Annotated in this window: 30 protein-coding genes; all 30 read left to right on the plus strand. The window is 32.8% G+C overall.

Annotation, left to right across the window (positions count from 1 at the left end):
• Positions 1-120: 120 nt before the first annotated feature.
• The 30 genes from BMY18_RS18855 (at position 121) to BMY18_RS19000 (ending at position 26,356) form a co-directional block, all read left to right on the plus strand.
• On the plus strand, positions 121-900 hold the full coding sequence (locus BMY18_RS18855) for a PhzF family phenazine biosynthesis protein (RefSeq protein WP_092457562.1): 780 nt from the start codon (positions 121-123) through the stop codon (positions 898-900).
• A gap of 232 nt (positions 901-1,132) precedes the next feature.
• Positions 1,133-2,761 carry an LCP family protein gene (locus BMY18_RS18860; protein WP_092457564.1) on the plus strand — a complete coding sequence of 543 codons (1,629 nt, stop codon included), beginning with the start codon at positions 1,133-1,135 and terminating at the stop codon, positions 2,759-2,761.
• 88 nt (positions 2,762-2,849) lie between these two features.
• Entirely contained in the window at positions 2,850-3,092 is a 243-nt protein-coding gene (locus BMY18_RS18865) for a hypothetical protein (protein WP_092457567.1), read from the plus strand.
• Between the two features lie 129 nt (positions 3,093-3,221).
• The gene (locus BMY18_RS18870) at positions 3,222-4,115 is read left to right on the plus strand and encodes a GNAT family N-acetyltransferase (protein ID WP_170841497.1); all 894 of its coding nucleotides are present in this window, start codon (positions 3,222-3,224) and stop codon (positions 4,113-4,115) included.
• A 123-nt stretch (positions 4,116-4,238) separates the two neighbouring features.
• A complete protein-coding gene (locus tag BMY18_RS18875) occupies positions 4,239-4,616 on the plus strand; it encodes a DUF3795 domain-containing protein (protein WP_092457574.1) in 378 nt (125 codons plus the stop codon).
• 125 nt (positions 4,617-4,741) lie between these two features.
• Positions 4,742-5,623: a hypothetical protein gene (locus tag BMY18_RS18880; RefSeq protein WP_092457577.1), complete on the plus strand. Its 882-nt coding sequence runs from the start codon at positions 4,742-4,744 to the stop codon at positions 5,621-5,623.
• A gap of 64 nt (positions 5,624-5,687) precedes the next feature.
• Entirely contained in the window at positions 5,688-5,897 is a 210-nt protein-coding gene (locus tag BMY18_RS18885; RefSeq protein WP_242941076.1) for a nitroreductase family protein, read from the plus strand.
• A gap of 13 nt (positions 5,898-5,910) precedes the next feature.
• Entirely contained in the window at positions 5,911-6,822 is a 912-nt protein-coding gene (locus BMY18_RS18890; protein WP_092457580.1) for a hypothetical protein, read from the plus strand.
• Between the two features lie 216 nt (positions 6,823-7,038).
• On the plus strand, positions 7,039-7,929 hold the full coding sequence (locus BMY18_RS18895) for a hypothetical protein (protein ID WP_092457583.1): 891 nt from the start codon (positions 7,039-7,041) through the stop codon (positions 7,927-7,929).
• Between the two features lie 182 nt (positions 7,930-8,111).
• The gene (locus tag BMY18_RS18900) at positions 8,112-8,594 is read left to right on the plus strand and encodes a hypothetical protein (RefSeq protein WP_092457587.1); all 483 of its coding nucleotides are present in this window, start codon (positions 8,112-8,114) and stop codon (positions 8,592-8,594) included.
• Positions 8,595-8,853: 259 nt separating this feature from the next.
• Entirely contained in the window at positions 8,854-9,435 is a 582-nt protein-coding gene (locus BMY18_RS18905; RefSeq protein ID WP_092457590.1) for a DJ-1/PfpI family protein, read from the plus strand.
• A 269-nt stretch (positions 9,436-9,704) separates the two neighbouring features.
• Positions 9,705-10,850, plus strand: coding sequence for a flagellin lysine-N-methylase (gene fliB, locus BMY18_RS18910; RefSeq protein ID WP_092457593.1), 1,146 nt, complete (start codon positions 9,705-9,707; stop codon positions 10,848-10,850).
• Between the two features lies 1 nt (position 10,851).
• Positions 10,852-11,526, plus strand: coding sequence for an HAD family hydrolase (locus BMY18_RS18915; RefSeq protein WP_092457596.1), 675 nt, complete (start codon positions 10,852-10,854; stop codon positions 11,524-11,526).
• A 136-nt stretch (positions 11,527-11,662) separates the two neighbouring features.
• Positions 11,663-12,154, plus strand: a complete 492-nt coding sequence (locus tag BMY18_RS18920) for an NUDIX hydrolase (RefSeq protein WP_092457599.1) — start codon at positions 11,663-11,665, stop codon at positions 12,152-12,154.
• Positions 12,155-12,212: 58 nt separating this feature from the next.
• Positions 12,213-12,560 (plus strand): cupin domain-containing protein, encoded by a 348-nt coding sequence (locus BMY18_RS18925; RefSeq protein WP_092457601.1) that lies wholly within the window; start codon positions 12,213-12,215, stop codon positions 12,558-12,560.
• 164 nt (positions 12,561-12,724) lie between these two features.
• A complete protein-coding gene (locus tag BMY18_RS18930; protein WP_092457604.1) occupies positions 12,725-13,387 on the plus strand; it encodes a class I SAM-dependent methyltransferase in 663 nt (220 codons plus the stop codon).
• Positions 13,388-13,415: 28 nt separating this feature from the next.
• Positions 13,416-13,934, plus strand: coding sequence for a methyltransferase family protein (locus BMY18_RS18935; protein WP_092457607.1), 519 nt, complete (start codon positions 13,416-13,418; stop codon positions 13,932-13,934).
• 223 nt (positions 13,935-14,157) lie between these two features.
• Complete coding sequence (gene pepF, locus BMY18_RS18940) at positions 14,158-15,972, plus strand: oligoendopeptidase F (RefSeq protein WP_092457610.1); 1,815 nt, start codon at positions 14,158-14,160, stop codon at positions 15,970-15,972.
• Between the two features lie 153 nt (positions 15,973-16,125).
• Positions 16,126-16,647, plus strand: a complete 522-nt coding sequence (locus tag BMY18_RS18945) for an NUDIX hydrolase (RefSeq protein ID WP_092457613.1) — start codon at positions 16,126-16,128, stop codon at positions 16,645-16,647.
• The gene (locus tag BMY18_RS18950) at positions 16,644-17,198 is read left to right on the plus strand and encodes a P-loop NTPase family protein (protein ID WP_092457615.1); all 555 of its coding nucleotides are present in this window, start codon (positions 16,644-16,646) and stop codon (positions 17,196-17,198) included. The genes BMY18_RS18945 and BMY18_RS18950 overlap by 4 nt, the downstream gene beginning before the upstream one ends.
• Positions 17,199-17,322: 124 nt before the next feature.
• Complete coding sequence (locus BMY18_RS18955; RefSeq protein ID WP_092457619.1) at positions 17,323-17,952, plus strand: nitroreductase family protein; 630 nt, start codon at positions 17,323-17,325, stop codon at positions 17,950-17,952.
• 152 nt (positions 17,953-18,104) lie between these two features.
• Entirely contained in the window at positions 18,105-18,899 is a 795-nt protein-coding gene (locus BMY18_RS18960) for a hypothetical protein (protein WP_092457622.1), read from the plus strand.
• 196 nt (positions 18,900-19,095) lie between these two features.
• Positions 19,096-19,581: a helix-turn-helix domain-containing protein gene (locus BMY18_RS18965; RefSeq protein ID WP_092457625.1), complete on the plus strand. Its 486-nt coding sequence runs from the start codon at positions 19,096-19,098 to the stop codon at positions 19,579-19,581.
• Positions 19,582-19,625: 44 nt separating this feature from the next.
• Positions 19,626-21,263 carry a MutS-related protein gene (locus BMY18_RS18970; RefSeq protein WP_092457628.1) on the plus strand — a complete coding sequence of 546 codons (1,638 nt, stop codon included), beginning with the start codon at positions 19,626-19,628 and terminating at the stop codon, positions 21,261-21,263.
• A 66-nt stretch (positions 21,264-21,329) separates the two neighbouring features.
• Positions 21,330-22,229, plus strand: a complete 900-nt coding sequence (locus BMY18_RS18975) for a GNAT family N-acetyltransferase (protein WP_092457630.1) — start codon at positions 21,330-21,332, stop codon at positions 22,227-22,229.
• A 311-nt stretch (positions 22,230-22,540) separates the two neighbouring features.
• Positions 22,541-23,287 (plus strand): nucleoside phosphorylase, encoded by a 747-nt coding sequence (locus tag BMY18_RS18980; RefSeq protein WP_092457633.1) that lies wholly within the window; start codon positions 22,541-22,543, stop codon positions 23,285-23,287.
• Positions 23,288-23,375: 88 nt separating this feature from the next.
• The gene (locus tag BMY18_RS18985; RefSeq protein ID WP_092457635.1) at positions 23,376-23,753 is read left to right on the plus strand and encodes a cytidine deaminase family protein; all 378 of its coding nucleotides are present in this window, start codon (positions 23,376-23,378) and stop codon (positions 23,751-23,753) included.
• A gap of 187 nt (positions 23,754-23,940) precedes the next feature.
• On the plus strand, positions 23,941-24,474 hold the full coding sequence (locus BMY18_RS18990) for an AAA family ATPase (protein ID WP_092457638.1): 534 nt from the start codon (positions 23,941-23,943) through the stop codon (positions 24,472-24,474).
• A 191-nt stretch (positions 24,475-24,665) separates the two neighbouring features.
• Complete coding sequence (locus tag BMY18_RS18995) at positions 24,666-25,496, plus strand: MBL fold metallo-hydrolase (RefSeq protein WP_092457641.1); 831 nt, start codon at positions 24,666-24,668, stop codon at positions 25,494-25,496.
• Positions 25,497-25,564: 68 nt separating this feature from the next.
• Complete coding sequence (locus BMY18_RS19000) at positions 25,565-26,356, plus strand: NERD domain-containing protein (RefSeq protein ID WP_092457644.1); 792 nt, start codon at positions 25,565-25,567, stop codon at positions 26,354-26,356.
• Positions 26,357-26,368 lie beyond the last annotated feature (12 nt).

The raw sequence follows: 26,368 nt of genomic DNA on the forward strand, positions 1-26,368 counted from the left end.
ATTTGTCAAGCCTTTTCGATAAAAAAGTGGGTGATTTTTAAAATATAGGAGTTGAAACCCTTATAGAATAAGGGCTAGAGATTCCGAGAAAGTATTTATATAATGTGGAGGGAGTATATTGTGAAATACTATATTGTAGATGCATTTACGGATGAACTATTTAAAGGAAATCAAGCTGGGGTTTGTTTATTGGAAAAATGGCTTGATGATTCTGTTCTGCAAAATATCGCTGCAGAAAATAACCTCGCTGAAACTGCTTTTATCGTTAAAAACAATAATGAATATGACCTTCGATGGTTTACACCAGAAGTTGAAATTGATTTATGTGGACATGCAACATTAGCTAGCGCATTTGTTATATCAAATTTTGTTAATCAAAAGGTTGATATAATTAACTTTCATACAAAAAGTGGATTATTATCAGTTATTAGAACAGGTGATTTGTTTGAAATGGACTTCCCATCAAGAAAATCTGAACAAATAGAGATTTCGTCTATAATGTCAAAATCAATTGGGACTAAAGTCTTGGAAGCTCATCTCTCACGTGATCTGCTTTTGCTTGTGGATACAGAAGAACAAGTGAAAAAAATATCACCAAATTTAGAATTAATAAAGACTATTCCAAACTGTTTTGCTGTAATTGTAACTGCAAAAGGGAAAAAAGTTGATTTTGTTTCAAGATTTTTTGCGCCTAATGCGGGTATTCCTGAAGATTCTGTGACTGGATCATCTCATTCAACGTTAATTCCGTTTTGGTCAAAAAAGTTAAATAAAGATGATTTGATAGCTTTTCAATTATCTAAAAGAGGTGGTAAACTTTATTGCAAAAATTGTGGAGATAGGGTAAAGATTTCTGGGTATGCAACTCTTTATTTAACAGGAGATATTCATGTTTTTTGATACTGTCGAGTAGTTGTGAGCTTCCCATTATATTTATTAAGTTATGGAAAAATAGATGAATAAGAATTTATATGAGGTATGAGACCACATCCATAGAAAAGTTAAGAAGTTTTTTATGATAGCTTTAAAGCAAAAGAACCTTATTTCTCACTTGAAAAATGAAGATAAGGAGATAATTTGAGATTTGATATATAGTTATATTTAATGTACTTACACTAGATTGGAGAGAAGAATGAAAGATTTGTTTTCAAAAATTAATAATAATACTAAAGATAATATGAAATTACTTTTTACGCGTTCATCTTCACTTGCGCCAAAAGAATTGAAAAAGAAAAGAAAAATTCAAAATCGCACGATTGGTTTCATTCTAGTTACACTGCAAACCATTATTTCAATTGTATTTTTGTTTTTTTTATTCCATTTGAATATTATTCCTAATAAATACATAATTGTAATTGTTATAGTCTTGCTCTTAATCACAGCATACAATATCTTTTCTCAGCTCACTAAGGCTCATATATTTGGAAAAGTACTCGCAGTTTTTCTGAGTATCATATTATTTGTTGGTTCCATATATATTTACAAAACCGATAATATGTTACAAGACGTATCTGGTTCTAACGTCAAAACTGATTACTTTTCAGTTATTGTACTAAACAAAGACACAGCCGATACTTTAAGCGAAGCACAAACTTACATATTTGGATATAATGGTTTAAATGATAATACTAACAGCGAAAAAGTTGTTCGAAAAATTAACGACGACCTCAATATCAGTCTCAAAACCGTAACTTATGATGACTGGAATACACTAGTGAATGCTCTATATAATCAAAACGTAAAAGCAATCATTTTAAATGAATCTTTTAGATCTGAAATAGAACAACAGTTTAGTGATTTTAATGAAAAGACAAAGGTTCTTGAAACCATCAAATTTGAATCTAAGATAACAAGAGTTGCAAAAAACCTTGTTACTGAACCCTTTACAATATTTATTGGGGGTAATGATACAGATGGCAACCTCGATGGAGATTCAACAAAAAATGATGTCAATATTGTTGCTACCTTTAACCCCATTACTAGACAAGCCATTCTTGTAACTACACCTCGTGATTATTATTGTAAGATATACACCTTATCACAAAGTGGAATTAAGACAGACAAACTCACTCATGCCGGAAACTTCGGAACAGATGCCGTAATGGAAACCCTAGGTAATCTATATGGAGTAAATATCGATTATTTTGCGAGAATAAACTTTTCTGGTACAATAAAAATAGTCGATGCACTTGGTGGTCTGGATATTAACTCTGAGCTAGACTTTAATTCAACTTATGATACATGTATGAATTTATACCACTTTTCAGCCGGCCTAAATTCTAATTGTAGCGGTGAAAAAGTACTCACTTTTTGCAGAGAACGTATGGCATTTAAAGCGCTTGGTGATAACCAACGTGGCCGCAATCAGATGTTTGCACTCCAGGCTTTAATTGCAAAAGCCTCATCACCTTCAATACTTACAACTTATCCGAGCTTAATGGATTCTTTATCTGGAATGTTTTCAACAAATATGCTTCAATCAAACATTTCAGCGGTTATTAAAGATATGCTAAACAATCCGAAATCATGGAATGTTCAGACCTATAATACAACCGGTTTTGGTGATAACTATGGTCCTTCGAACCTATATCCAAATGATCCTTTACTCAGGGAAATGTCTATTATTTTACCAGACTACAATTCAATCAATAGAGCAAGTGAACTGATGGATAAAGTTAGAAATGGTGAAAATTTTGATCTTAAGTCATACCTTGAAAGTGCCACTGCAGCTACTGCTGCAAGCGAAACTGCCGCGCAATAAAATTGCATTTTGTATATGGTGGAGGTGAAAAATAAGATGGGGATATTTGATAAAATGAAGGAGCCTGTTTTCTTTAAGAGGAGGAACAATGATAATATTTTATATGGAATGTATTTATATAATGGGAATAGCAATATTCTGTATTATTCATCATAATAATCTGCGTAGAATGACATATGTACTCGATGCAGTTTCTGTTATTATATTTTTGATAGGTATAATACTGCCAATTAGTCTAATGCTGATGACAAAAGTGTCAGCATTGATTAGTACTGTAGTATTAATATTGATATTAAGGGAATATAGGGTTAATAAAAAAAATAACATGTAATAAAGTGAATCCAGTGAACTTCCCATTATATTTAAATAAAATATGAAACAAACAAATTTGAATTTACAATTAAAAAGAAAACTAATAATTTCAGAACTAAAGTCATTATTGAAATCTTGGAGGTTTAATATGAGCGCTATAATTAGAAACTACACTTGTGAATTAGGGTATACAGATGATTTTCATAAAGTGTGTGATTTTTTAATTCGTATAAATAAGGATAATGTTATTACTCCTAACTATTTATGGGCAAGATGGGTATGGCAATTTGGTCCATATATGAGTATGGAATATTTGTCACATATTGGTATTGTCGAAAATGATGGAATCATTGTTGGGCTTGTAACTTATGAAAATAATCTCGGTGAGTCTTATTTCTGCTTAGACGAGAAGTACAATTATTTGAAACCTCAGCTTATTGATTATGCCTTGCAGAATTTGAGTTTGCATGGAAATTTAAAAATCACATTACCAGATGGAGACTTAGGATATCAGCAAGTTGCTATTCAAAAAGGCTTTATTCCTACAACTCAGAAGTCTTCGGTGGCGATAATTGAGATTAATAATAACTACTATACGCTCCCAGAAGGTTATAAAATTATTAGTTTTGATGACAAAAGTTTTGATGTTGAACGATATTACAATGCAATATGGAGAGGCTTTAACAACCAGCGTCAACGAAATGAAAAAGAAATAGAATCTATGAGGAAACGTGAAGGTTTTGATGCCCCACACCTAAACCTGTATTTGCGGATATTAGTAGTAGCCCCGAACGGTGACTATGCTGCTCATTGTGGAATGTGGTGCATTCCTGATAGTGGATATGCTTATGTAGAACCAGTATTTACTTTGCCAGAATATCGTAAAATGGGTTTGGGAAAAGCAGCTGTACTTGAAGGTGTAAACAGGTGTGGTAAACTCGGAGCAAAACAAGCTTACGTTCTTTCGTCACAGCAGTTCTACTATAATATCGGATTTTATCCTATACAAAACGAAACATGGTGGGAATTACGTTCAAAATAAGTATAATCTACAGTAAATTTACATAACTAGTTTAATATTCATGATATTGTAAACTAAAAGCTGATTTTATTTTAAAGATTTACATCAAAATGTGTAATTGATACATGAAAGGACAAACAATTTATGGAAGAAAAAATCACATTATGTGGAGATAACTGTTTGGTGTGTCCGAGGTATAATGCAAAAAGTGATGAAGAACTAAAGAAGGTTGCCGAATTATGGTATAGAGTTGGTTGGAGAAATACAGTTGTTTCTAATGTGGAAATTAGCTGTTTGGGTTGTTCTTCTCATAAACAATGTACTTATAGATTAGTAGAGTGTATTCAGGAACATAACGTAAATAAGTGTAACCAATGTCGTAAGTATCCATGTGAAAAAATAAATCATATGCTTATACGTTCTGAAGAATATAAAAGAAATTGTAAGATAAAATGTTCACATGAAGAATATAGCATTCTTGAAAAGGCATTCTTTGAAAAAGAAATAAATCTGGCTAAATAATTGTTTGATTCAAATTTATTGGTTGGATTTAACTATCTATTATATTTAAAAACACAAGTATTGAAACAGATAAATTTGAAGTTGAAGGGAAGATTATTAATATTAGATGAATAGAGGTGCTAGTGGTGAGCAAAAAAATAATATCAGGTCTTTTAAGTGTCATTGTTATAGTTTTACTTTTTCCTAGGGCTGTTTATGCAGACATGGGGCCAAAGCCTTCGGTAAACATTGACTTTGTTGGAATAGAAAATCAAATATATTACATAACGTTACTTTCTGAAGAGCAAAGCACGGGTCCACATTATTTCAGTACTAAACCAATTGATGAAAATAATTATTTAGTACGTGAACATAAGGAAGAAGGCATTGATGCATGGCAGGCCTTTCGAAATTATAAGGATGTGGATGGATTCTATTTTATTAATTACTTTCAGCGTTGTAACGAACAAAACACATTTAACTGGACTTACTATCCACCAAGTACATTTAAGGTACTAATCTATTTTCCCAAGGAGGATAAATTCATCTCCACAGAAATTTCATATAAATATGCTTTTGACAGTTATTACAAAGTATCCATATTAGATAATAAAACTACTATAGTAACAGAAAAAAAATATGATTCATCTGCTGAAATGACCTCTTTATCGGTGAGAATACTTCTTACCATGGCAGTTGAAATTCTTGTAGCCCTGTTTTTTGGATTAAAAAAGAGAAATATTCTTTTATTTATCATCGCGATTAACATGGTTACCCAGATTGCACTTAACATTCTTTTAAACATAATCAACTATAAAAGTGGTGGATATGCTTTTGTTTTCAATTATATTTGGATGGAATTACTTGTCGTTTTAATTGAGGCCTTTGTCTATTCTCTTTATTTTTCGAAAGCAAAAACAGATATACCTATTAAAAAGTGGATAGCACCTGTTTATTCAATCGTTGCGAATTCTGCATCGTTTATCATGGGATTAGTGATTTTATTTAAATTGCCAGGGATATTCTAAGCTGATTGTTATATTTATAGGAAGAATCATAAATAGAGTAAATTATACAAGAGGAGGAAGACAAATGGAATATGAAAGCCTTATAGATTCTATTTTCAAAAGGCGAAGCATTAGGAATTACACTGCAAAGGAATTTGAAAATGAGAAACTAGTAATCTTACTAAAAGCAGCAATGGCAGCCCCGACGGCTGGTAATAGACAACCTTGGGAATTTATTATTGTTAATAACAGAGAAAAATTAGATGTGGCCACTTGTTGTTTGACTACTACATAAGGAGATTAACTATATGAACAAGATTGATTTAAAACATGTTAATAATTGGATGCATCGAAATGCAAGAGAACTGGATTTGAAAATCTGGGACTGCTTATTTGCAGATGGAGCCGCAGTGGCAGTGGCCGATGCGATGTTAGCATATCAGAATGAAGATGGTGGCTTTGGACATGGACTTGACCCGGATAACTGGAATGCGAATTCAGTACCGTATGCCAGTCTTTATGCAATTGAAGCACTAGAGATGGTTGGATTTTATGATATGAATCATCCGGTCTATCAAGGAATCCGAAAGTATCTGAATGCAACAGGTCCAGAGCAATGGATTTTTACGTTACCAACGAATGCCGATTATCCTCATGCTTCTTTTTACAATTATGATGATCAATATAACAAGGTCGAGAGTACAGGAGTCATTATGTCGTTAAGTGCGTTTGTAATCAAGTACGCCTCGGACTTATCAGTTTTTGATACTGTGATGCAGCAACTGGATTCTTATATTGCAAGGTTTCAGGAAAACAATTTGGGAGACATGGGACCATCTAGTTATATTACACTTATAGATGCAATAGAGAAGATGGGGATAAAAGGATATGACTATGCGAAATTACAGCAGAGACTGATTACAATAGTTAATCAGACAATGCAAAAAGAGGAGAAACAGTGGGGAAACTATGGATATCGTCCTTCCGACTTTATCAAGACGAAGAATAGTATGTTTCGAAAAGGAAACGAAGAGATAGTCGAGAAAGAATGTGATTTCCTGATAAAGACACTTCCAACGAATAATGTTTGGCCAGTTTCGTGGCGTTGGTTTAATAATGCGAAGCTATATCCAAAAGAAGAAACAATTAGCTTACATATGGCAAAAGCAAGAAAATGCATTGAAAAAATGCTTTTCTTAAAGGAATTTAATCGCATTTAAATAACAAGATCGTAATATATATATGTTTGCTTCGCACAAAAAGGCATAATAAAGGAAAAAGTGAATTCAGGTTTATTTAAGCAGATGCTCAGAGGCTAGAGGAGCACCAGTGATAAGAGTTACAAAGAATAGTGGTGAACGTATAATTCAAGGTATGGGAGTATTAAATAAAGAGAAAACAGAATTTTTAATAAGAAATATTTATGGGGAATTAATATGAAAATTAGAAGAAAATTTGTACTATTTATAATAGCATCATTCGTGGTTTCACTTTGCGCTTGTGGTCATATCATTGATAAGACTGCATCAAATAATTCTACGTCAAACATTACAATAAATGAAACTACAGATAATACAGTATTAAACAAGACTGAATCAAACAATACAGTATCAACCGAATCAACCAATACTGAATCAAGCAATTTGGCAGATGGTTCATCTTTTGAAGGTGAATGGAATCGTACTAATATCCCTAAAGCATTTGGTGGTAGGATTAAAATTACAAACCAGAAAAATGATTTTTTTGACTTTGATTTTAGAGGTTGGTATGGTGCCCATAGCGGAATTATATCAGGAACAGCGCAAATAACTGATAAATATAAATCTATTTTTACTTATAAAGATAAATATTCCAATAAGACTGCAATTGTTACCTTTATAATAGATAATGGCCAACTTACAGTATCTGCTGAAAATAATTCGGCTTTGGGCTTTGGTTTCAACGTAATAATTGACGGTAATTATACAATTGCAGAACCTAATTACACAAATGCTAATCTAATCGATTCTATATTTCCAAGAGATGCAGATAAGGAAAAAGCAAAGAATTTATTAGGGCAAACTGCATATGAACAAATGTTGGACGTAATGGATTTGGGTATACAATATATAAACGATAAACTTAACTACTCTGGATATATACAAGGTGCGGGTGAAGGTGTTGATATTAAAATTGACTGTGATTTTTATTATATATTAGGTTATTGGCTTGAAACATCTGGGTATACACTTTATACCAACGATCCTGCATTTCAAGCAACTTTGCCGGATTTCTTTACCAAAAGGACTAATGCAACATTAAATTTTGTGTATAAGTCATTACCTTAATTTAAATAAAAGATGCCCCTCAATGAGTTCAAATGGACTTTATAGCGTAAATCTAGCACATAGGAAAATTTGAATATCTGGAGGGTTAAATTTTGACATCAAGAAAAAGACAATACGATTACTTACATAACATGAAGTTGAATGAAAATCTAGAGTAAATACATTTATGGAGGAGTGAAGTTATGGATAATTGGAAAATTGATAGGATTTACTCTGCTGAAATGGGCGAAAATCCGACAGTAATGGTAAAAATGAAAAGTGGATTTGCAGTTATGGGGGATTATCAATTTTTGCCAGGATATTGTGTCCTTCTTGGATTTCCTAAGGCAAGTTCATTAAATGAGTTATCTTTGGCAGATAGAACGCAATATTTAATAGATATGACTCTTATAGGTGACGCCATTATTAAGACCTGTAATCCATTAAGAATAAATTATTCTATATTAATGAATTTAGATAATTATTTACATGCACATATTGAATCACGCTATGATTGGGAACCTGATAAAAATAAGTGTAGACCATCTTATTTTTATCCGAAAGAACAAAGAAATAGTAGTCAATATGAGTTCTCAGAAGAAAAGTATGGAGTTTTAAAAAGTAATATTACTTCAAATCTAATTGAACTTATGAAAAATTCTGGATACAATATGGCTGATGAATAAATCTGAGATTCTATATTTAGAAGCTTCATACGAAAAACAAAAATATTTACTTAGGATGGGATAAATTATGGCATCTAGAACAATGCATTTAGCTATAGTTAGTGATTTAAATGAAAGTTTAAAAGAAGGACATTCATGCTTGAACCCAATGGATTACGCTAGGGAGATTCCTGTTAATAGATAAATGATAGAACAACAATGTAATGCAGTATATATATTTATAAAGTATAATAAAAAAATTAGTAGCAAGGAGAATTAAATGAAGATTTTGTTGTTTTTAGTGAAGGGTTTTGAAACTATGGAATTTAGTCCGTTTGTAGATGTTATGGGATGGGCAAAAAATGATTATGGAGTAGATGTTACTGTTGTGACATGTGGATTTACAAGGCAGGTTTTGAGTACTTTTAATATCCCAGTAATAGTCTCTAAAATATTTGATGAAATTAATATAAATGATTATGATGCTTTAGCAATCCCAGGTGGGTTTGAAGAGTTTGGATTCTATGAAGATGCATATGATGAGCGATTTCTAAGTTTGATACGAGAATTTAATGCAAAAAATAAAATAATTGCTACAATTTGTGTTGCAGCCTTACCTTTAGGTAAAAGTGGGATTTTAAATGGTCGAAAGGCAACTACCTACCATTTGGATGGAGGAAAAAGACAAAATCAATTGAAGGAATTTCATGTAAATGTAATAAATGAACCCATAGTAGTTGATCGGAATGTGATCACTTCGTATTGTCCTGAAACAGCACCAGGTGTAGCTTTTAAGCTATTAGAATTATTGACATCTATGGAACTGATGGAAAATGTTAAACAAGCTATGGGTTTTAAATAACACTAAGTAAAAAGATAGTATAAATAAAGGGGGACTAAAGTCTAAAGGGGATGAAAATAATGTTAAAGTGTCCTAAATGTAGTAACAAAATACCATTTTATAAACCATAAAGCTTGGGATTAACAGACAGGTCAGCAGTACAGTCAGGCAGACAATCACAGTCATGGGCAATTTTAAAAAACAATATAGTTATATACTGGATTAAAAAAAATACGGAGATAGTAAAAAGTACATAAAATGACTCTATCAGTGCACTTTAGGAGATGATTATGAAGAAAGAAATCAAAACGGACTACTATGACAATTTCACCTGTATTGCAGATAAGTGTTCATTTACTTGTTGTCAAGAGTGGAAGATTGAAGTAGATGATGATACTTATATAAAATGGAATCGATTAAGCTTAACAAAGCAAAACAATAATTATTTAGATCAATATGTAAAACAAAAAGATGGCACACGTGTTATTGCATTGAATGAACAGAAGCAGTGTCCGTTCTTAAATGAGCAGAAACTTTGCAATCTAGTATTGAATTTAGGAGATGAAGTTTTGTCTGAAACCTGTGCGATTTTTCCAAGGCAGACACACGAATTTGCAGATAGAAAAGAATATTCTTTGGTATCTTGCTGCCCAGAAGTTGTGGATTTGATTAATCAGCAGGATAAAATTTGTTTTACGAAGAATATGTTAGATATGGATGGAGACATTTTGTTGCAGATTCGAACGATGATGATTACTATTATGCAAAATCAGCACTTCTCTATTTCAAAGAGTGTGATGATGCTTTTTTATATTCTTCTGGATATTCATCAAAAGGAATCTATATTAAAAAAAGATATAGACGAATATAAGGACGAAGCTGGTTTAAAAGAATTATCAGAGGCCATAGATAACATGCAATTTCTAAGTTTGGATACTTTTGAAGAAAATAATGAACTTTTTTTAGACATGACTGAAAATTATCGAAAGCAAGAGCAATATTCAAGTTATCTGGAACCAATAGCTGTGATAGCGGAAAACTTATCGAGAGACTATGATAAGCATAAAATGAGCGTAAAATTACAGGAATTCGAAAAGCAGTTTTCTTCTTATGAAAAGTTATTTCGTAATTACCTTGTTGTGGAAATTTTCTCAAATAGTCTGATGCCAGAATCGGATTTGGAAAGCATAGTTGTTATGTTTCAGTGGATTGCTATGGAATATGCGATGATGAGGCACTCAATCTTTCTAGGCTGGTTACTGGATGAACAAGAAAAACTGTCTTATACGGTGGTGCGTAATTATATTGTTGTTATATCACGAATGATGGGATATGACCAAGAAGATATCTGTGAATATCTGGAAAAAAGTTTTGAAAACTTAATATGGGAATGGGGATATTTGGCTTTGATTATAGGAGCGGAAGAAGGTAAATAATTTGATACGGGCAGTAATTTTTGATATGTTTGAAACTTTAATTACGCACTATCATAGTCCACTATATTTTGGAACACAGATGGCGGAAGACGCAGGAATTTCAGAAGACAAATTTCAGGCACTATGGCGTCCGACTGAACATGAACGCTCTATAGGAGAGTTGACTTTAGAGGAAGCATTGGAAATAGTTCTTAGAGAGAATCATTGCTACTCCGAAATACTTATAAAGAAAATCGTGGAAAAACGTATAGCGGCAAAGGAAGAGTGCTTTAGACATTTACATTCTGAAATTATTCCTATGCTTTCAACATTGAAAAAAAAGGGAGTTTTGGTCGGATTAATTAGTAACTGTTTTTCAGAGGAAGCTGATGCAATCCGTAGAAGTGAATTATTTCCATATTTTGACGCTGTTTATCTTTCATATGAACAGGGAATTCAAAAACCAGAAGAGGAGATTTTCCTAAGATGTATGTATGGATTTTCTGTGAAAGCACAAGACTGTATATATGTTGGAGATGGGGGCAGCGAAGAGTTGGAAACTGCTAGAAATCTTGGGATGGAGGCAGTTCAAGCAGCCTGGTATTTACAAGAAGGAATAACACAACCTTCAAAGCGAAAACATGACTTCTTCCAAATGGAAAAACCGCTTGAGGTACTGAATTATGTGGATATGTAAGCTATTAAAGTTGAGTCTGTACCGGTGAAAAAGAACAGAACAGAGGTTTAGTTATAAATGGAGGCTGAAGCAATGAGTAATTTCGCATTCAAAGAAATGCAGAAAATTCAAATGGAACGAATTGAAAGGTGAACCTATGGAACTTGATTATAACAAGGATTGCTGTATTACTACAGAAAGAAACTGGTTTAGATATCGAGCAACAGCAATTATTATTGAAAATAACAGCATTTTATTAGCCAGTAATGAAATGTCGGATTATTTTTATTCGGTTGGCGGAGGTGTACATTTAGGCGAGACGGCAGAAGAGGCTGTTTTAAGAGAAGTGTTTGAGGAAACTGGTATTAATTATGAAATAGACAGGCTGATTTTTATACATGAAAATTTCTTTTACGGAGATGGAAAAATTTTAGGATTAAAGTGTCATGAGATAGCATTTTATTTTTTAATGAAATCTAAAGGCTCACAAGTTATTAATTGTAATGGTATGTGTTCTGAAGGTAAGGAATACATGACCTGGATTCCCATTTGTGAACTAAATAAACATACAGTTTATCCAACGTTTTTAAATGAGAAGTTAAAAAATATGCCTCAACAGATAGAACATATCGTTACTAGTGAATTGTAGTATTTAGCATTCTTAAATTATTAACATTATTTGTATTATCTGAATCGGAGGAAAGATTATGGTGAATAAAATAAACTTAAGGGATAAGGTAAGCTCGATTGATTCCTTATTTACATATTTGAGAGTAGGAAAATTAAATGATCATATGCTTAATGTATTAAAAGCAGAAAATCGAACATTAGATTTTCATACTCATGAAAATTCAGATGAGATGTTTTATTGCATTGAAGGTGAGTTTGATATTGAATTTCATGATGGTCTAACTCATTTATGTGAAGGTGACTTTATTATAATTCCTAAAGGTACAAAACATCGGCCAGTATGTAAATCACTGGTTAAGTGTTTATTGATTGAAGTTGAAGGCACATTGAACAATAGTAATACTGGCGGAGCATATACAAAGTAAAATGAGCATAGTGGAAGACGAATTAACTTCCCATTATATTTAAACAGACAACCATACAGAGAATGTGAGCAGGAATAAAAAAACAGATAATTCGGAATTTGTTGAATTTATTCATTTGACAACCCAAAGGAAAATGTAGATATCGTTATTAAGAGGAGCAAAATATGGTGAAATCAAAGGAATGGAATTGGAAAGAAGCAGATAAATTATTTTGGACGAATCCTTGTGAGGAGAGTTACTACTATGCAAACAAGTGGAAAAGGGAAGGGAAAAAAACGATTCTTGATTTGGGGTGTGGATTGGGGAGGCATTCCATTTTATTTGCAGAGCAAGGTTTTGATGTAACGGCAGTCGACTTATCTCAAGATGGTGTCAAGTTTTTAAATGAATGGAAGCATAAAGTTGGTTTGGAAATATTGACTAAAGTATGTGATATGAATCAATTGCCCTTTACGAATAATGTGTTTGATTGCATTTGGTCATTCCATGTTATTTCGCATACTGATACAGAAGGGTTTTTGACAATCTTAAATGAAATAGAGCGGGTGTTAAAGCCTGGTGGAAATATCTACTTTACTTTATGCTCTAAGGAAAGTTATGAATATAAGGAAGCTGGATTTCCAGTTATTGATGAAAATACAATTATGAAAATAGATTGGCCTGAAAAGGACATTCCTCATTATTTTGTTGAATTAAACGATATTATAAAATTACTATGTAATTTTAACATTATACAGATTAGGCATATTGACAATTGTTTCTTTGATGGAAGTAAACAGAATAATAAGCACTTTTACATTGAAGCAATTTTGAAGGAAGAACTGTAAATGTAAACAGTTAAGAAAGCGTGGGTACATGAATGCAATTCTATTAGTAATACCATTTATACTTATAAGGTTTGTACTTTTAAGTATATTAGATAAGAAGGCGATGAAACGTGCGGCTTTATTCGCTCCATTGATTAGAAAAGAAAAGACGGCATACTGGTTTTATGAAATTTCAAACATATTGTTTTTTATTTATTTGTGCTTCCTCAAGATTACAGGTGATCCATACTGGCTTTATGCAGGTTTAATGATATATGGATTAGGAATCTTATTATGCATTGTGTCCGTTTCAAATTTTGCAAAACCTGCGGAAAATGGTATCAATCTTAACGGGATTTACCTGGTATCACGCAATCCGATGTATGTTGCATATTTTATATATTTTTTAGGCTGCGTGCTGCTTACTCAGTCGTTTATATTACTTGCAATACTATTAGTTTTTCAAATATCAGCGCATTGGATTATCCTATCTGAAGAAAGATGGTGCGTAAAGAAATTTGGGGAAGAGTACATAAATTATATGAATAAAGTAAGGCGTTATATTTAAATGTTTATAAGTATATGGGCTAATTACTCCTGAAGAATAAAGTCACTTGATCAGTTATATTTAACTTAATATTAGGTGAAAACAAATAAAAATATATGTATGAGTAAATTGATATTACATCTTGCCTTATAGTATAATGAACCTATACATTAAGTGGTAAAAAATTACTTTTTATATGTAGAAAATTAATATCAAATAGTAAAAACTTAGAAAGAGAGACCTAATGGAGAATGTAATTATAAAAAGAAAAGATGTAGATATCAATTTGACATGGGATTTAACATCAATATTTAAGACAAATGATGAGTTCGTAGTTGCATTAGAAAATATGAATCGTTTGACTTCTGAAATTGAAATGGAATATAGAGGGAAAATAAACACTGCAAAAAGCATAAATTCTTGTTTGGATTTGTATGGAAAAGTTACTGAATTAATCTGTTTGACAAGCAACTATGTAGAATTAGCAGTTTCTGTAGATTATTCAAACAATGATAATCAGGCAAGATATGTAGAAACAAGAAATAAGATTTCTGATGTCTTAAGCAGACTTAGTTTTATTAAGAGTGAACTAATGGAATCATTGGATGAGGAAATAGATAAAGCAATCTATAGTTCGAAGAAAAACGCTGTTTACTTAGAAGATATAAAAAAAGAAAAGGCATATGCATTACATCCAGAGGTAGAGCGGGTATTGTCAGCACTTTCTAATACACTGGATGCGCCATATCATATATATGAACAGACTAAGTTGGCAGATATGGACTTTCCGCTTTTTGTTGTAGATGGAAAAACATATCCATTGGGATATGCAATGTTTGAAAATGAATATGAATATGAAATTAACACAAAAGTAAGAAGAGAAGCATTTAACGTATTTTCAAATAAATTGAAAGAATATCAGTATACTACTGCGGCGGCATATCAAACTCAGGTCCAAAAGGAAAAAACAATAGCTAACTTGCGTGGTTTTAATTCTGTTTTTGACAGCCTTCTTTTTTCACAAAAGGTGGATCGAAATCTTTATAATAGACAAATTGATTTAATCATGGAAAAACTAGCACCTCATATGAGAAAATATGCAAAGCTGTTAAAAAGCATTCATAAGCTGGATAAAATGACATTTGCCGATCTAAAAATAGCAGTTGATCCAGAATATGATCCAACAGTAACCATTGAAGGATCAAAAGCATATATGGAAGGCGCTTTGAATGTATTAGGTGATGACTACTTAGATATGGTAAAGTCGGCATATAATGATCGTTGGATTGATTTCGCACAAAACAAGGGAAAATCAACTGGGGGTTTTTGCTCAAGTCCATATGGGAAAAATTCATTTATACTACTTTCATGGAGTGAGAAAATGGCTGAGGTATTTACTCTGGCTCATGAATTAGGACATGCTGGACATTTTAGACTGTGCAATGAAGCCCAAAATATATTTGATACAGAGGTTTCTACTTATTTTGTAGAAGCACCATCCACATTGAATGAACTTCTAATGGCAAACTATCTTTTATCAACCAGTCAGGATAAGCGCTTTAGACGATGGGTATTATCGTCTATGATAGGGCATACCTATTATCATAATTTTGTTACTCATTTATTAGAAGCTGCTTACCAAAGAGAAGTTTATAAAATCTTAGATGAAGGTGGGAGTGTTCAGGCGGATACACTTAGTAAGATAAATAAAGATGTACTGGAAAAATTCTGGGGTGATGCAGTAGATATTGTTGATGGAGCTGAACTTACATGGATGAGGCAGCCTCATTATTATATGGGACTGTATTCTTATACTTATAGTGCAGGGCTTACGATTGCGACACAGGTTAGCAAAAGAATTTTAAATGAAGGGCAACCCGCAATTCTTGACTGGCTAGAAGTACTTAAAGCAGGTTCAACAAAAACTCCTGTAGAATTGGCCAAGATGGCTGGTGTAGATATTACAACAGATCAACCGCTTCTTGATACAATAGAATATATCGGAAGTGTGATTGATGAGATTATCGACTTGACGAATGGAATGGCTGTAAAAGAATAAGGATTATTGAGATTAATAAACTTAATTCAAACGGGGGGGGCTACATGATTAGTTATGATTTGTTGGAATCTGGAAATTCGGAATCAGGAAAATCACCAGAAGAACATAAGAAAAGAAGAGACATAATAAAATTAAAACAATGGGGTAATTGAAATGGAATTATGGGATGCATATAACATAGATGGGACACTGGCGGGTGTGGATTTGATTCGCGGAGAAAAAATACCAGAAGGTTTCAGACATGCAGTTGCAGAGGTTTTTGTTTTTCATGAAGAAGGAACTATATTATTGATGCAAAGAGATAGGAATAAACCGAATTATCCTGGATATTGGGAAAGCGGTGCAGGTGGTGCTGTGCTAAAAGGAGAAAGCTTTTTTGAAGGGGCAAAGAGGGAACTTTGGGAAGAGACAGGTATTGTTGCAACAAAATTAGAACCTACATACAGCGTAGTAACTCATGATACGATTTATAAAGGATATCTGTGTAGGACAGATATTTCAAAAGATTCTATAATACTGCAGGAAGATGAAACCATTGGATATAAATGGATAAACAAGTCAGAATTTATGGAGATTTTTCAATCGGAAAAGTTTGTTACATCCTTAAAGGATAGGTTGGGAGCTTTTGTGAATCATCATTTCAGGATGGATAATTGCAGTGAGGTTCAGAAATGAAATCAATGGTTCAGTTACAGAGTAGGCAATTACATAATATTTATGCAAACAAGAAATTGAAAGGTATCATTATGAGAAAAAACTTACTAAATGAAAATCACTATACCGATTTATCAATAATGTTATTTGTGGAGGGGACTATTATAAAACCGAAATCATGGTTTTCTCTATATAATCATAATGCATATATCCCTATTGGAAATGCTGTTAAAATCATAAAGGAGTGGGAACAACAAGGCGCAAATATCATTTACTGTACTTCACGAAAGAAAAGACAAGCGGATGATATTGCAACCCTCTTAAAAAGATATGGCTTTGCTGGCTCTTTCTTGGTATCAAGAGAGCAAAAAGAGAGTTATAAAGACATAGTAGAAATGTTGCAACCAGACATTTTGATTGAAGATGATTGTAAAAGTATCGGAGGGGTATGGCAAATGTGCATTACAAAAGTAAATAAAGAAATAAAAGAAAATATATTGTCTATTGTAGTTTCAGAGTTTAAGGGGATTGATAATCTCCCTACCGATATTGAGCGGCTTAAGGCTATTTAGTATGAACATTAATAAAAATTAGATTATGAGTAAAATCCAAGTTAGATAAGATAAACCAACGTCCCAGTATATTTATAAATTAAAACCTAGCATATAGAAAATTTGAATTAAGTGAGGGAATGCTATGAAAGATTTTTATGATGTAGTTAATTCAAGACGAACAACTAGAGATTTTGAAAATGAGTCCATAGATGATGAAGTCATTGAAAGAATTATTTCCGCAGGAATGAAGGCACCTACAAATGACCACATGAGAGATTGGCATTTTATTGTTATTAAGGATAAGAATACTGTCGTTAAATTGATCAATAAAATACCAGAGCAAATATCTGATGAGGAAATCAGTGCAATATTACGAGATTGGAACTTAGATGATACTTGTCAACAAAATGCTTACAAAGATGCAATCCCAAAACAGTATCAAATGTTAGCAGAGGCAGCTTGTGTGATTATTCCATTGCTTAAACAAAAGATAGATATATTGCATCCTGAAAATCTTTCGCACTTGAATGGTTATGCATCCATTTGGTGTTGTATTGAGAATATGTTTCTAGCAATAACTGCTGAGGGATATACATCAGCCTTGCGTATTCCGTTAGGAGATGAGGGAGACTGGGCAAGAAAAGTTTTGAATTTTCCAGAGGATTACCTAATGCCGTGTTTTATAGCTGTGGGAAAAGCGAGTGCAAATGCTTCATTTGTGGAGCAAATAGAATACTCTATAACTGAAAGAATACATAAGAATGTTTGGTAAGTTGTGGTTGTGACAAATTCCATTTTGCAGGGTAATGAACTTCCCATTATATTTACAACAGATAATATTATGAGTGCATAAAGTAACATAGAAACAAGAATTTGGTAATCAGAACATTAAATATTTTCTAGTTAAAAAAGGGGGAGCAAGTAATGTCGTTTTCAAATATTTTTTTTGCAGCTATATGTTTGCTGTGTTCATTATCTTTTGGAGCAATCGCAATTTGGGCATTCAAAAGTAAAAATCCAATACACTTTTGGTCAGGAAGTACCGTAAATCCAGAGGAAATAACTAATATTCCTGCGTATAACCGCGCGAATGGTTTGATGTGGTTAATTTACACCGTTTGTATGGTTATGATAGGAATAGTATCGCTTTTTAATATCATAATAGGGGTGATTTTATTAGTAATTATTTGCGCTCCCGGCACTATTGCTTTAATCATCGCTTATAATGTGATTTACAAAAAATATAGAAGCACATCAACAACTCATAAAATTAGTGATTCAACAGCAAAGACGCCCAAAGCGGTTATTATCGCTATTATTGGCTTTGTGTTAATAATATTTGTTTTGGTAGGCACAATGGAGTATTATGGCTTAAAAAATCCGGTTGTGAACATTCTTGACAATAGCATACAAATAAAAGCCATGTATGGTGTAAATATTGATTTTTCAGAAATTACCAATATATCTCTTATAGAGAAAAGCATGGACAATATCGGTGCTGGTACAAGGACTGACGGATACGGTGGCTTCGGAGAAACGTTGAAAGGAAATTTTGAATCAGATATCAATGGTAAAACTTTGCTATTTGTACAGTCGAAGACATCACCCACAATAAAGATAGAGCGCATTGAAAAGAAAGATGTATATATTAGTCTTCGTAACAGCACAAATACAGAGCAACTATACCGCGAACTAATATCTGCTATACCGTTAAAGTGAGTATCGTCTTTATGATATATGTGCCTTAGTAGGCTATTGCGCAGCGATTTTGTTCAATATGAATTTATAGAATCATTTTGTCTATCGCGATATTTGTGGAATTTGCTGATTTTATTTAATATCGCCATATATGGGATGTATTTTCACAAAGAACTTTCGTATAGTTGTTATATAAAGTGCAGAGGAGATATCACACATGGATACAAAAAAAATCGGTATGTTTTTAAAGGAGCTTAGAAAGCAAAATAATATGACGCAGGAACAACTCGGTGAAAGACTTGTTGTGACAAATAAGACGGTCTCAAGATGGGAAACAGGAAATTATATGCCACCTATTGAATGTTTAAAACGATTAAGTGATATATATAAAATCAGCATTAATGAAATTATTTCAGGTAAAAGATTGAATGAGGAAAATTATAAAATGGAGGCAGAAGAAAATATCACAGTTGCAGTTGAACAGATGGAGTCAAAAAATATAAAAATTGATAATTTTATGATTGCTTTGTTTTGTATTGTCACAGCGCTTGCAATAACTGTTATTTTTTTAATGTCAGGTATAGGCTATTCAACGACTACAGAAAAAATAAAAGGGATTATTATAATTATATTTGTAGTGGTTATGACATGTATTTCTAATAGCGCAATTATTGCGGCTGCCTTATTACGAAAAGATAAATAGTTTATTATTTACAGGCATTCTAGTTCAAAAAGGGGGGGGGGATTATGAATTATATAATATTAGGAGTAATTGCAGTAGTTGGTCTTATATTTGCTATGAGGTATTCTAAGTCTCAAAATAGGAAGAAAATGCTCTATAGAATTAGAACTCGGTTTGGTACTGCTCCGGATAGAGAATTTGTCCGAGAGGATGTCGGGCATCTGATTGATAGCGAGAGAAAAGAATTAGACATAGACGAAATTACATGGAATGACCTGGATATGGATAAAGTTTATTCAAGAATCAATAACTGTAATTCGTTTATTGGGGAGCAGGTACTTTATAGAAGGCTACATTCTATTGACCATGATGGTAAAGAATTTGAAAAAACAGAGAAGATGATCCAAGAGTTTTTGGCGGATACGAAGCGAAGAGAAGATGTTCAGGTGCTTTTGGAAAGCATTGGAAGACGGAAGTACAGCTATTATTTGCCTCAGTTCATCAATGATATCGATATGTTCAAGATAACGAACATTTGGTTTTACAAAGTAATGAGCTTTCTTCTGGCAGGTTCATTGATTTTGGCAATTACCCTAAATCAGCCGTTCCAGTATATTCTTTTCATAATAGCCCTGATTAATGTGGCACTTTATACATTAGGGAAACAGCGTTTTGAGTTACAACTTGGAATGCTTGTATCGGTTGTTAATGTCGTGGTAATTGCCAATACGCTGATACAGAAGTATAAACTAGGTGATGGAGAGTTAGCGAAAGAAAGTATTGAAAGTGCGAAAGGAATGAGTAAAGCAGTCAATCGAATTGCAATTATCCAGAGGAAGATGGAAACAGCATCGTCAGGTGATATGGGGGCGTTAATCGCTGATTATTTGATAGGCAGTACTTTGTGGGATTTTCATATTTTCAACAGGATTGTAAAAATGCTTACGGTCAACAAAGACGAATTCATGAAACTTTATACATATATAGGGGAGATAGATGCCACTATAAGTATTGCATCGTTTAGGGCGAGTATCCCGCATTATTGTCAAGCATGTTTCCATGAAGATAATACCATTCACTTTACTCAGATGTACCATCCATTAATTAGTAATCCAGTTTGTAACGACGTTAAAATGGAGTCAAATTACATAATAACTGGATCGAATGCATCTGGAAAATCAACCTATATCAAAGCTGTTGCGATAAACATGATCCTCGCACAATCCATTAATATGGCATTGGCAAAAAGTGCAAATATACCATATGCAAATATTTTAACTTCAATGGCAGTAAGAGATGATATTATATCAGGTGAAAGCTATTACATAAAAGAGATTAATTATCTAAAAAGAATAGTAACTCAGCTAAATGAGGACAAGCTCACCGTATGTATCGTGGATGAAATTTTAAGAGGCACAAATACTGAGGAAAGAATTGCTGCATCAGTCGCTATACTTAACTATTTAAATAATAGGAATTGTCTTGCAATTGTGGCATCACATGATATCAAGATTTCGGAAATGTTGGATGGAAAATTCAAGAATTTTCATTTTAGTGAAGTTTGGAAGAAAGAAGATATTTTGTTTGATTACAAAGTAAAGATGGGCGTATCTAAATCAAAAAATGCTATCAAACTTCTTGGGTATATTGGATTTCCAGAGGAAATTGTCAAATATGCTGAAGAGCTGGTACTTAAGCTATAGGATAAGAACAAAAGTAATGAAAAGAAATTGAATGACCATCAATCAAGGATAAGGAAGTAAAACAAAATGAGGTTTGTAAAAGATTATATGCGTGATGATACTCTGCGTCATGCATTAAATGTGTTAACCCAAGAAAACTTTGGATTCGATTTTGAGAATTGGGTAAAGAACGGATATTACGAAGGAGCGTACATCCCGTATTCTTATGAAGAAAATGGTAAAGTGATAGCAAATGTATCTGTGAACCAGATGAAGTTTATACAAAATGGGATAGAAAAATATTACATACAAATTGGGACTGTAATGACAGGTAAGGAATTTAGAAATCGAGGATATGCAAGAGAACTGATGGAGAAGGTGATTGCAGATTATATTGAAATTTGTGATGGTATCTATTTATTTGGAAATCTTAGTGCTTTGGGATTTTATGATAAGATGGGCTTTTCCAGAGGGATGCAGTATCAGTATATATTGAGAAGTGATGTAAGAATGATGCATCAGGAAAATGAAAATAAACTAGAAGCGTTAGATTATTTTCAATTGGTAGACTCAAAAAATCAACTACAAAAAAGTGGATATACGTATGCAGTGCGAAATAGTGCTGTTAATGCTACGCTGGAACAGAAAAACAAATATGGTTTGCAGATGTTCCATACTTCAGGAATGAAAAAGGTCTATTACAGTATAAAACTGGATTGCTATGTAGTCATGGAAGAACAGAAAGGCACACTTTATCTGCAGAGTGTAATCTGTACGAAAAAAATTCGTTTAGAACAGATACTGGCCCATATTAAGGGAGAGTATGCTAACGTGATTCTCGGATTTACACCATGTAAAGAGGATATTGATTTAGTTGAATCACAGCCGTATAATGGTAAAAATGATTACAGATTATTTTGCTTAGGGGAACAAATGGAACGTATTGAAACAGAAAAACTATATTTTCCAAAATATTCGCATGCATAAATTGTGAAGCAGAAATTGTCTTCGCTTCTTTGGATAAAAGACCATTGGAAGTTGAAGAGATATTAATACAAAATATAGAAAAATATGAATTTGGAAATTTTTACATGAATGTGTATTCAAAAGATGGTAGAATATTTCTTATCAAATGTAGGAAACACACGGGTATTTTATAATTGTGCTAGACTCGTTTGAAAAGGCTGTTCTTGCAAGTTGTGTCTGAACTATAAAAAAGCGGTTATGATATCAAAATTCAATGAAACAACAATGTAAAAAATGAAATGTAAAAATACATAAATTTTATAGGGGAAAAAATGGATAGAGATTATGTAATGACAGAACCAAAAGATTTGATTCGTATTGAATTAAAAAAAGCAGGATTTGATTTAGATAATATTAAAATTCCTAAAAGAGTCTTTTTATTAGCTGATAGCATATTTGAAGCTATGTTAGTAAAAAAATGTGGAACTTATAAGTATCCTTTAGGCGGTAAGTTATATGTATTTAATGATAATCTAGATATAGGTTTTATTAAGGGGAAAATGTGTTCACCAGGAATTGCTATACAAGCAGAAGATTTAATTGCTGGTGGGGCTAAAGAGTTAATCCATGTTGGTTTGGCTGGTGGTTTACAACCAGATATGAGTATTGGAGAAGTTATTATTACAGACGGTGCATATAATGATACAGCTGTTGCAAGACTCTATGAATTTGACCAAGATTTTATAGAAACATCTAAAATATTAACAGATGAACTAGGCACTTTGTTAAAAAATAGTTTTGTAGAGGCTAAGAGAGGAAAACACTGGACAACCGATGCAGGATATCGTGAAACTTGGGGACAAGTTTTAGATTATCGCGCTAAGGGGGCATTATGTGTGGAAATGGAAGGCGTTGGTCTTTTTACAATAGCTAAGTATAGAAAATGTATGGCTTCAGCTATATACATAGTTACAGATATTCTTAATGAAAAGGGATGGAACTTAGGTTGGGAAGAAAATGAAATCAATAAATCTATTAAGAAAATAACAGATATAATTATAGATTCTAAAAAGAGCTAAATTTCAATTGAAAGAGAAACAATAGACAACTTTCGGGTTATTGAGAGTTTACTAGAGAGTTAACCTAAATTTTGTAAAGGGGAAAAAAATGAATTTTGAAGAATTAATAAGAACAGCTAATGAAACATTAAATCCAAGAAAATTATCGGATGATTCTTATGCTGGCTCTGTTGCAGCAGCGTTAGTAACCAATAATGGGAATGTCTACAAAGGAGTGTGCATTGATACACCATGCTCGATGGGCTTTTGCGCGGAACATGCGGCAATTGCTGCAATGTTAACTGCGGGTGAAAGTCGAATTGAAAAAATAGTGACAGTATGCGATGGAAAAGGTATTGTTTCACCTTGTGGAAGATGCAGAGAGTTTATGTATCATATTAATTATGAAAATTTAAGAACTCAGATACAATTAGATTCTGGAATTTTGACATTAGAAGATTTATTGCCACATATATGGAAAGAATAAGTTTCATTTTGCTTAAGATTCGAGGACGTTATAATAAAGTGTAAATTATATAAAATATAAATTTGTTAATAATTGGATTAATATTTTTATTATTTTTACTAGCAAAGATATTTTTGATTATGGAGTTATTACACACACGGAATTATAGCCGGGAATTATTAAAAAAATTCATGACGTGGAGGTTCATATGAAACAACATATCCATATATTTGGTGCTTCGGGCTCTGGTACAACGACAATTGCACAAGGAATTTGCAAAAAAATAGGTTACCAGAATTTCGATTCAGATAATTATTTTTGGTTACCTACTACTGATCCATTTACTATGGTAAGAGATAGGCAAGAGTGTATGCGCTTAATACAGAATGATTTTCAATCTCATAATCAGTGGATTCTAAGCTTCTCAATTACTGGCTGGGGTGAAATGCTATTGCCATTATTTGATTTGGTGGTGTTTGTATATGTTCCACAAGATATTAGAATGGAACGATTAAAGAAACGAGAATATGAAAGATACGGTGATAGAATGTTGATTGGGGGAGACCGGTATCAAAAAAGTTTGGATTTCATTGAATGGGCATCCGCATATGATTTGGGAACAAAAAACGGGCGAAGTCTACAGAAACATGAAGCATGGCTAAAAAAAGTGACATGCCCTGTTATAAGAGTTGATAATCGTAATTTAGAAGAGAGTATACAAAAAGTAATTAATGCAATTTAATTCTCTTTGTTTACTATGATTATTATGAATTTGCTATCATTTTGAAGGCTATGCATATTGGCGCGGTAAGTATTCATGTTAATCAAGAGAATGCAGAGGGTGAACTTGGTTGGATATCCTAAAGATATATTATTTATATAACATACTGAAAAATAGGAATTAGTATTAGTACGAAAAAGGAGAATTACATTATGAAAGCTACAGTTGTTGTTGATAACATTTCAAAGGAGAATATATCGGGAGAATGGGGATTATGCATAAATATCGAGTATGGCGAAAAGAACATATTGCTTGATACTGGTGCATCAGGACTGTTTTTAGAGAATGCAAGAAGACTTGGGGTTAATATTCAAAATACAGATTATGCTATTTTGTCTCATGCACATTATGATCATGCAGATGGTATGAAGTATTTTTTTAAGACAAATGATAAGGCAAAGTTTTATTTACGGTATGGTTGTAAAGAAAATTGCTATATGAAAAAGTGGATTTTCCATAAATATATAGGTATTCCCAAGAACGTGCTGAATGAATATAATGAGCGCATTGTTTACGTAAAGGGAGATTATACCCTATTTCCTGGGGCATCATTGATTCCACATAAAACGGATAGACTTTCAGAAATTGGTAAGAAAAACATGATGTACATACGTAGTGAAAAAGGCTGGAAGCCGGATGATTTTTCTCATGAGCAAAGTCTTGTTCTTGAAACATCATCAGGTATTGTTATCTTTAATAGCTGTTCTCACGGTGGAGCGGATAATATCATTAATGAAGTTGCCGCTACCTTTCCTGGTAAAAGAATTAAAGCATTAGTTGGTGGTTTTCATATTTATAATAAATCCAAAACTGAAGTCAGAGAGCTTGCGCGAAGAATTAGAATGACAGGTGTCGAGGCTATTTATACTGGGCATTGTACAGGGAAACGGTCATTTGATATTTTGCAGGAGGAGTTAGGAGAAATGGTTCATCAACTATATGTGGGATTAGTTATAGATTTTGAGTCGGAAAATATTAGTTAACCATCAATGTATACAAATCATTTATTATGAGCAAATCGAGTGGATCATATTTGAAAATGGGGGAAGAAATGTCAAAAGGACTTATAGACTTATTATTAGATACTATATTTGATGCGGACTGGGCTGGTAAGCGTGGCGAAAAATTAACGGAGCGAGAGCTTAATCTTGTTAAGTTGTTTGGCCGTAATGGTAAGGTTCTGCGAAATATTTATGTGCCAAAAACGAATGGTGAAACATCAGAGATAGATGTTGTATTTATAACACAAAAAGGTATTTTTGTTATAGAAAGCAAGAATTATTCGGGGTGGATTTTTGGCGATGAAAAATCTTCATATTGGACCGCAATGTTGCCAAATAAGGAAAAAAACAAATTTTATAATCCAGTCAAACAAAATAGAACTCATATAAAATGGCTGGGACAATTTTTAAATGACGATATTCCGTTATTTTCTATTGTTACTTTCTCTGAACGATGCGAGTTGAAAAAAGTAACGATAGAAAGTTCAGATATTCATGTTATTAAACGAGACAAATTATATGCAGTTATTCGTAATATGTGGGATGATTCGGAGGATAAACTTGACGAGAAAAAAATAAATGCAGTTTACGAAAGACTTGAAGTACTGACTAATGTTGATGGGGCAATTAAAGCGGCTCATGTGGAAAAGATCAATGTTAAATACAAGATGGCAGAGAAGAAACCAATCCAAGAAGTTCATAATAGTAATAGTCCTTTAATATGCCCACGCTGCAGCGAAAAACTTATGCAACGTGTAGCAAGAACGGGTTCGAATGCTGGAAAGAGTTTTTATGGTTGTTCAAATTATCCTCGATGTAGATATATACAGAATATTGATTAAAGATAGAAATGA

The sequence above is a fragment of the [Clostridium] fimetarium genome (assembly GCF_900111235.1).
GTDB classification, from domain to species: Bacteria; Bacillota; Clostridia; order Lachnospirales; family Lachnospiraceae; genus Clostridium_N; species Clostridium_N fimetarium.

Excerpts from the sequence above, each read along its gene's own strand:
- BMY18_RS18860 (WP_092457564.1), top strand. The coding sequence starts at position 1,133 with ATGAAAGATTTGTTTTCAAAAATTAATAATAATACTAAAGATAATATG.
- BMY18_RS18865 (WP_092457567.1), top strand. The coding sequence starts at position 2,850 with ATGATAATATTTTATATGGAATGTATTTATATAATGGGAATAGCAATA.
- BMY18_RS18870 (WP_170841497.1), top strand. The coding sequence starts at position 3,222 with ATGAGCGCTATAATTAGAAACTACACTTGTGAATTAGGGTATACAGAT.
- BMY18_RS18875 (WP_092457574.1), top strand. The coding sequence starts at position 4,239 with ATGGAAGAAAAAATCACATTATGTGGAGATAACTGTTTGGTGTGTCCG.
- BMY18_RS18885 (WP_242941076.1), top strand. The coding sequence starts at position 5,688 with ATGGAATATGAAAGCCTTATAGATTCTATTTTCAAAAGGCGAAGCATT.
- BMY18_RS18890 (WP_092457580.1), top strand. The coding sequence starts at position 5,911 with ATGAACAAGATTGATTTAAAACATGTTAATAATTGGATGCATCGAAAT.
- BMY18_RS18895 (WP_092457583.1), top strand. The coding sequence starts at position 7,039 with ATGAAAATTAGAAGAAAATTTGTACTATTTATAATAGCATCATTCGTG.
- BMY18_RS18900 (WP_092457587.1), top strand. The coding sequence starts at position 8,112 with ATGGATAATTGGAAAATTGATAGGATTTACTCTGCTGAAATGGGCGAA.
- BMY18_RS18905 (WP_092457590.1), top strand. The coding sequence starts at position 8,854 with ATGAAGATTTTGTTGTTTTTAGTGAAGGGTTTTGAAACTATGGAATTT.
- fliB (WP_092457593.1), top strand. The coding sequence starts at position 9,705 with ATGAAGAAAGAAATCAAAACGGACTACTATGACAATTTCACCTGTATT.
- BMY18_RS18920 (WP_092457599.1), top strand. The coding sequence starts at position 11,663 with ATGGAACTTGATTATAACAAGGATTGCTGTATTACTACAGAAAGAAAC.
- BMY18_RS18925 (WP_092457601.1), top strand. The coding sequence starts at position 12,213 with ATGGTGAATAAAATAAACTTAAGGGATAAGGTAAGCTCGATTGATTCC.
- BMY18_RS18930 (WP_092457604.1), top strand. The coding sequence starts at position 12,725 with ATGGTGAAATCAAAGGAATGGAATTGGAAAGAAGCAGATAAATTATTT.
- BMY18_RS18935 (WP_092457607.1), top strand. The coding sequence starts at position 13,416 with ATGAATGCAATTCTATTAGTAATACCATTTATACTTATAAGGTTTGTA.
- pepF (WP_092457610.1), top strand. The coding sequence starts at position 14,158 with ATGGAGAATGTAATTATAAAAAGAAAAGATGTAGATATCAATTTGACA.
- BMY18_RS18945 (WP_092457613.1), top strand. The coding sequence starts at position 16,126 with ATGGAATTATGGGATGCATATAACATAGATGGGACACTGGCGGGTGTG.
- BMY18_RS18950 (WP_092457615.1), top strand. The coding sequence starts at position 16,644 with ATGAAATCAATGGTTCAGTTACAGAGTAGGCAATTACATAATATTTAT.
- BMY18_RS18955 (WP_092457619.1), top strand. The coding sequence starts at position 17,323 with ATGAAAGATTTTTATGATGTAGTTAATTCAAGACGAACAACTAGAGAT.
- BMY18_RS18960 (WP_092457622.1), top strand. The coding sequence starts at position 18,105 with ATGTCGTTTTCAAATATTTTTTTTGCAGCTATATGTTTGCTGTGTTCA.
- BMY18_RS18965 (WP_092457625.1), top strand. The coding sequence starts at position 19,096 with ATGGATACAAAAAAAATCGGTATGTTTTTAAAGGAGCTTAGAAAGCAA.
- BMY18_RS18970 (WP_092457628.1), top strand. The coding sequence starts at position 19,626 with ATGAATTATATAATATTAGGAGTAATTGCAGTAGTTGGTCTTATATTT.
- BMY18_RS18975 (WP_092457630.1), top strand. The coding sequence starts at position 21,330 with ATGAGGTTTGTAAAAGATTATATGCGTGATGATACTCTGCGTCATGCA.
- BMY18_RS18980 (WP_092457633.1), top strand. The coding sequence starts at position 22,541 with ATGGATAGAGATTATGTAATGACAGAACCAAAAGATTTGATTCGTATT.
- BMY18_RS18985 (WP_092457635.1), top strand. The coding sequence starts at position 23,376 with ATGAATTTTGAAGAATTAATAAGAACAGCTAATGAAACATTAAATCCA.
- BMY18_RS18990 (WP_092457638.1), top strand. The coding sequence starts at position 23,941 with ATGAAACAACATATCCATATATTTGGTGCTTCGGGCTCTGGTACAACG.
- BMY18_RS18995 (WP_092457641.1), top strand. The coding sequence starts at position 24,666 with ATGAAAGCTACAGTTGTTGTTGATAACATTTCAAAGGAGAATATATCG.
- BMY18_RS19000 (WP_092457644.1), top strand. The coding sequence starts at position 25,565 with ATGTCAAAAGGACTTATAGACTTATTATTAGATACTATATTTGATGCG.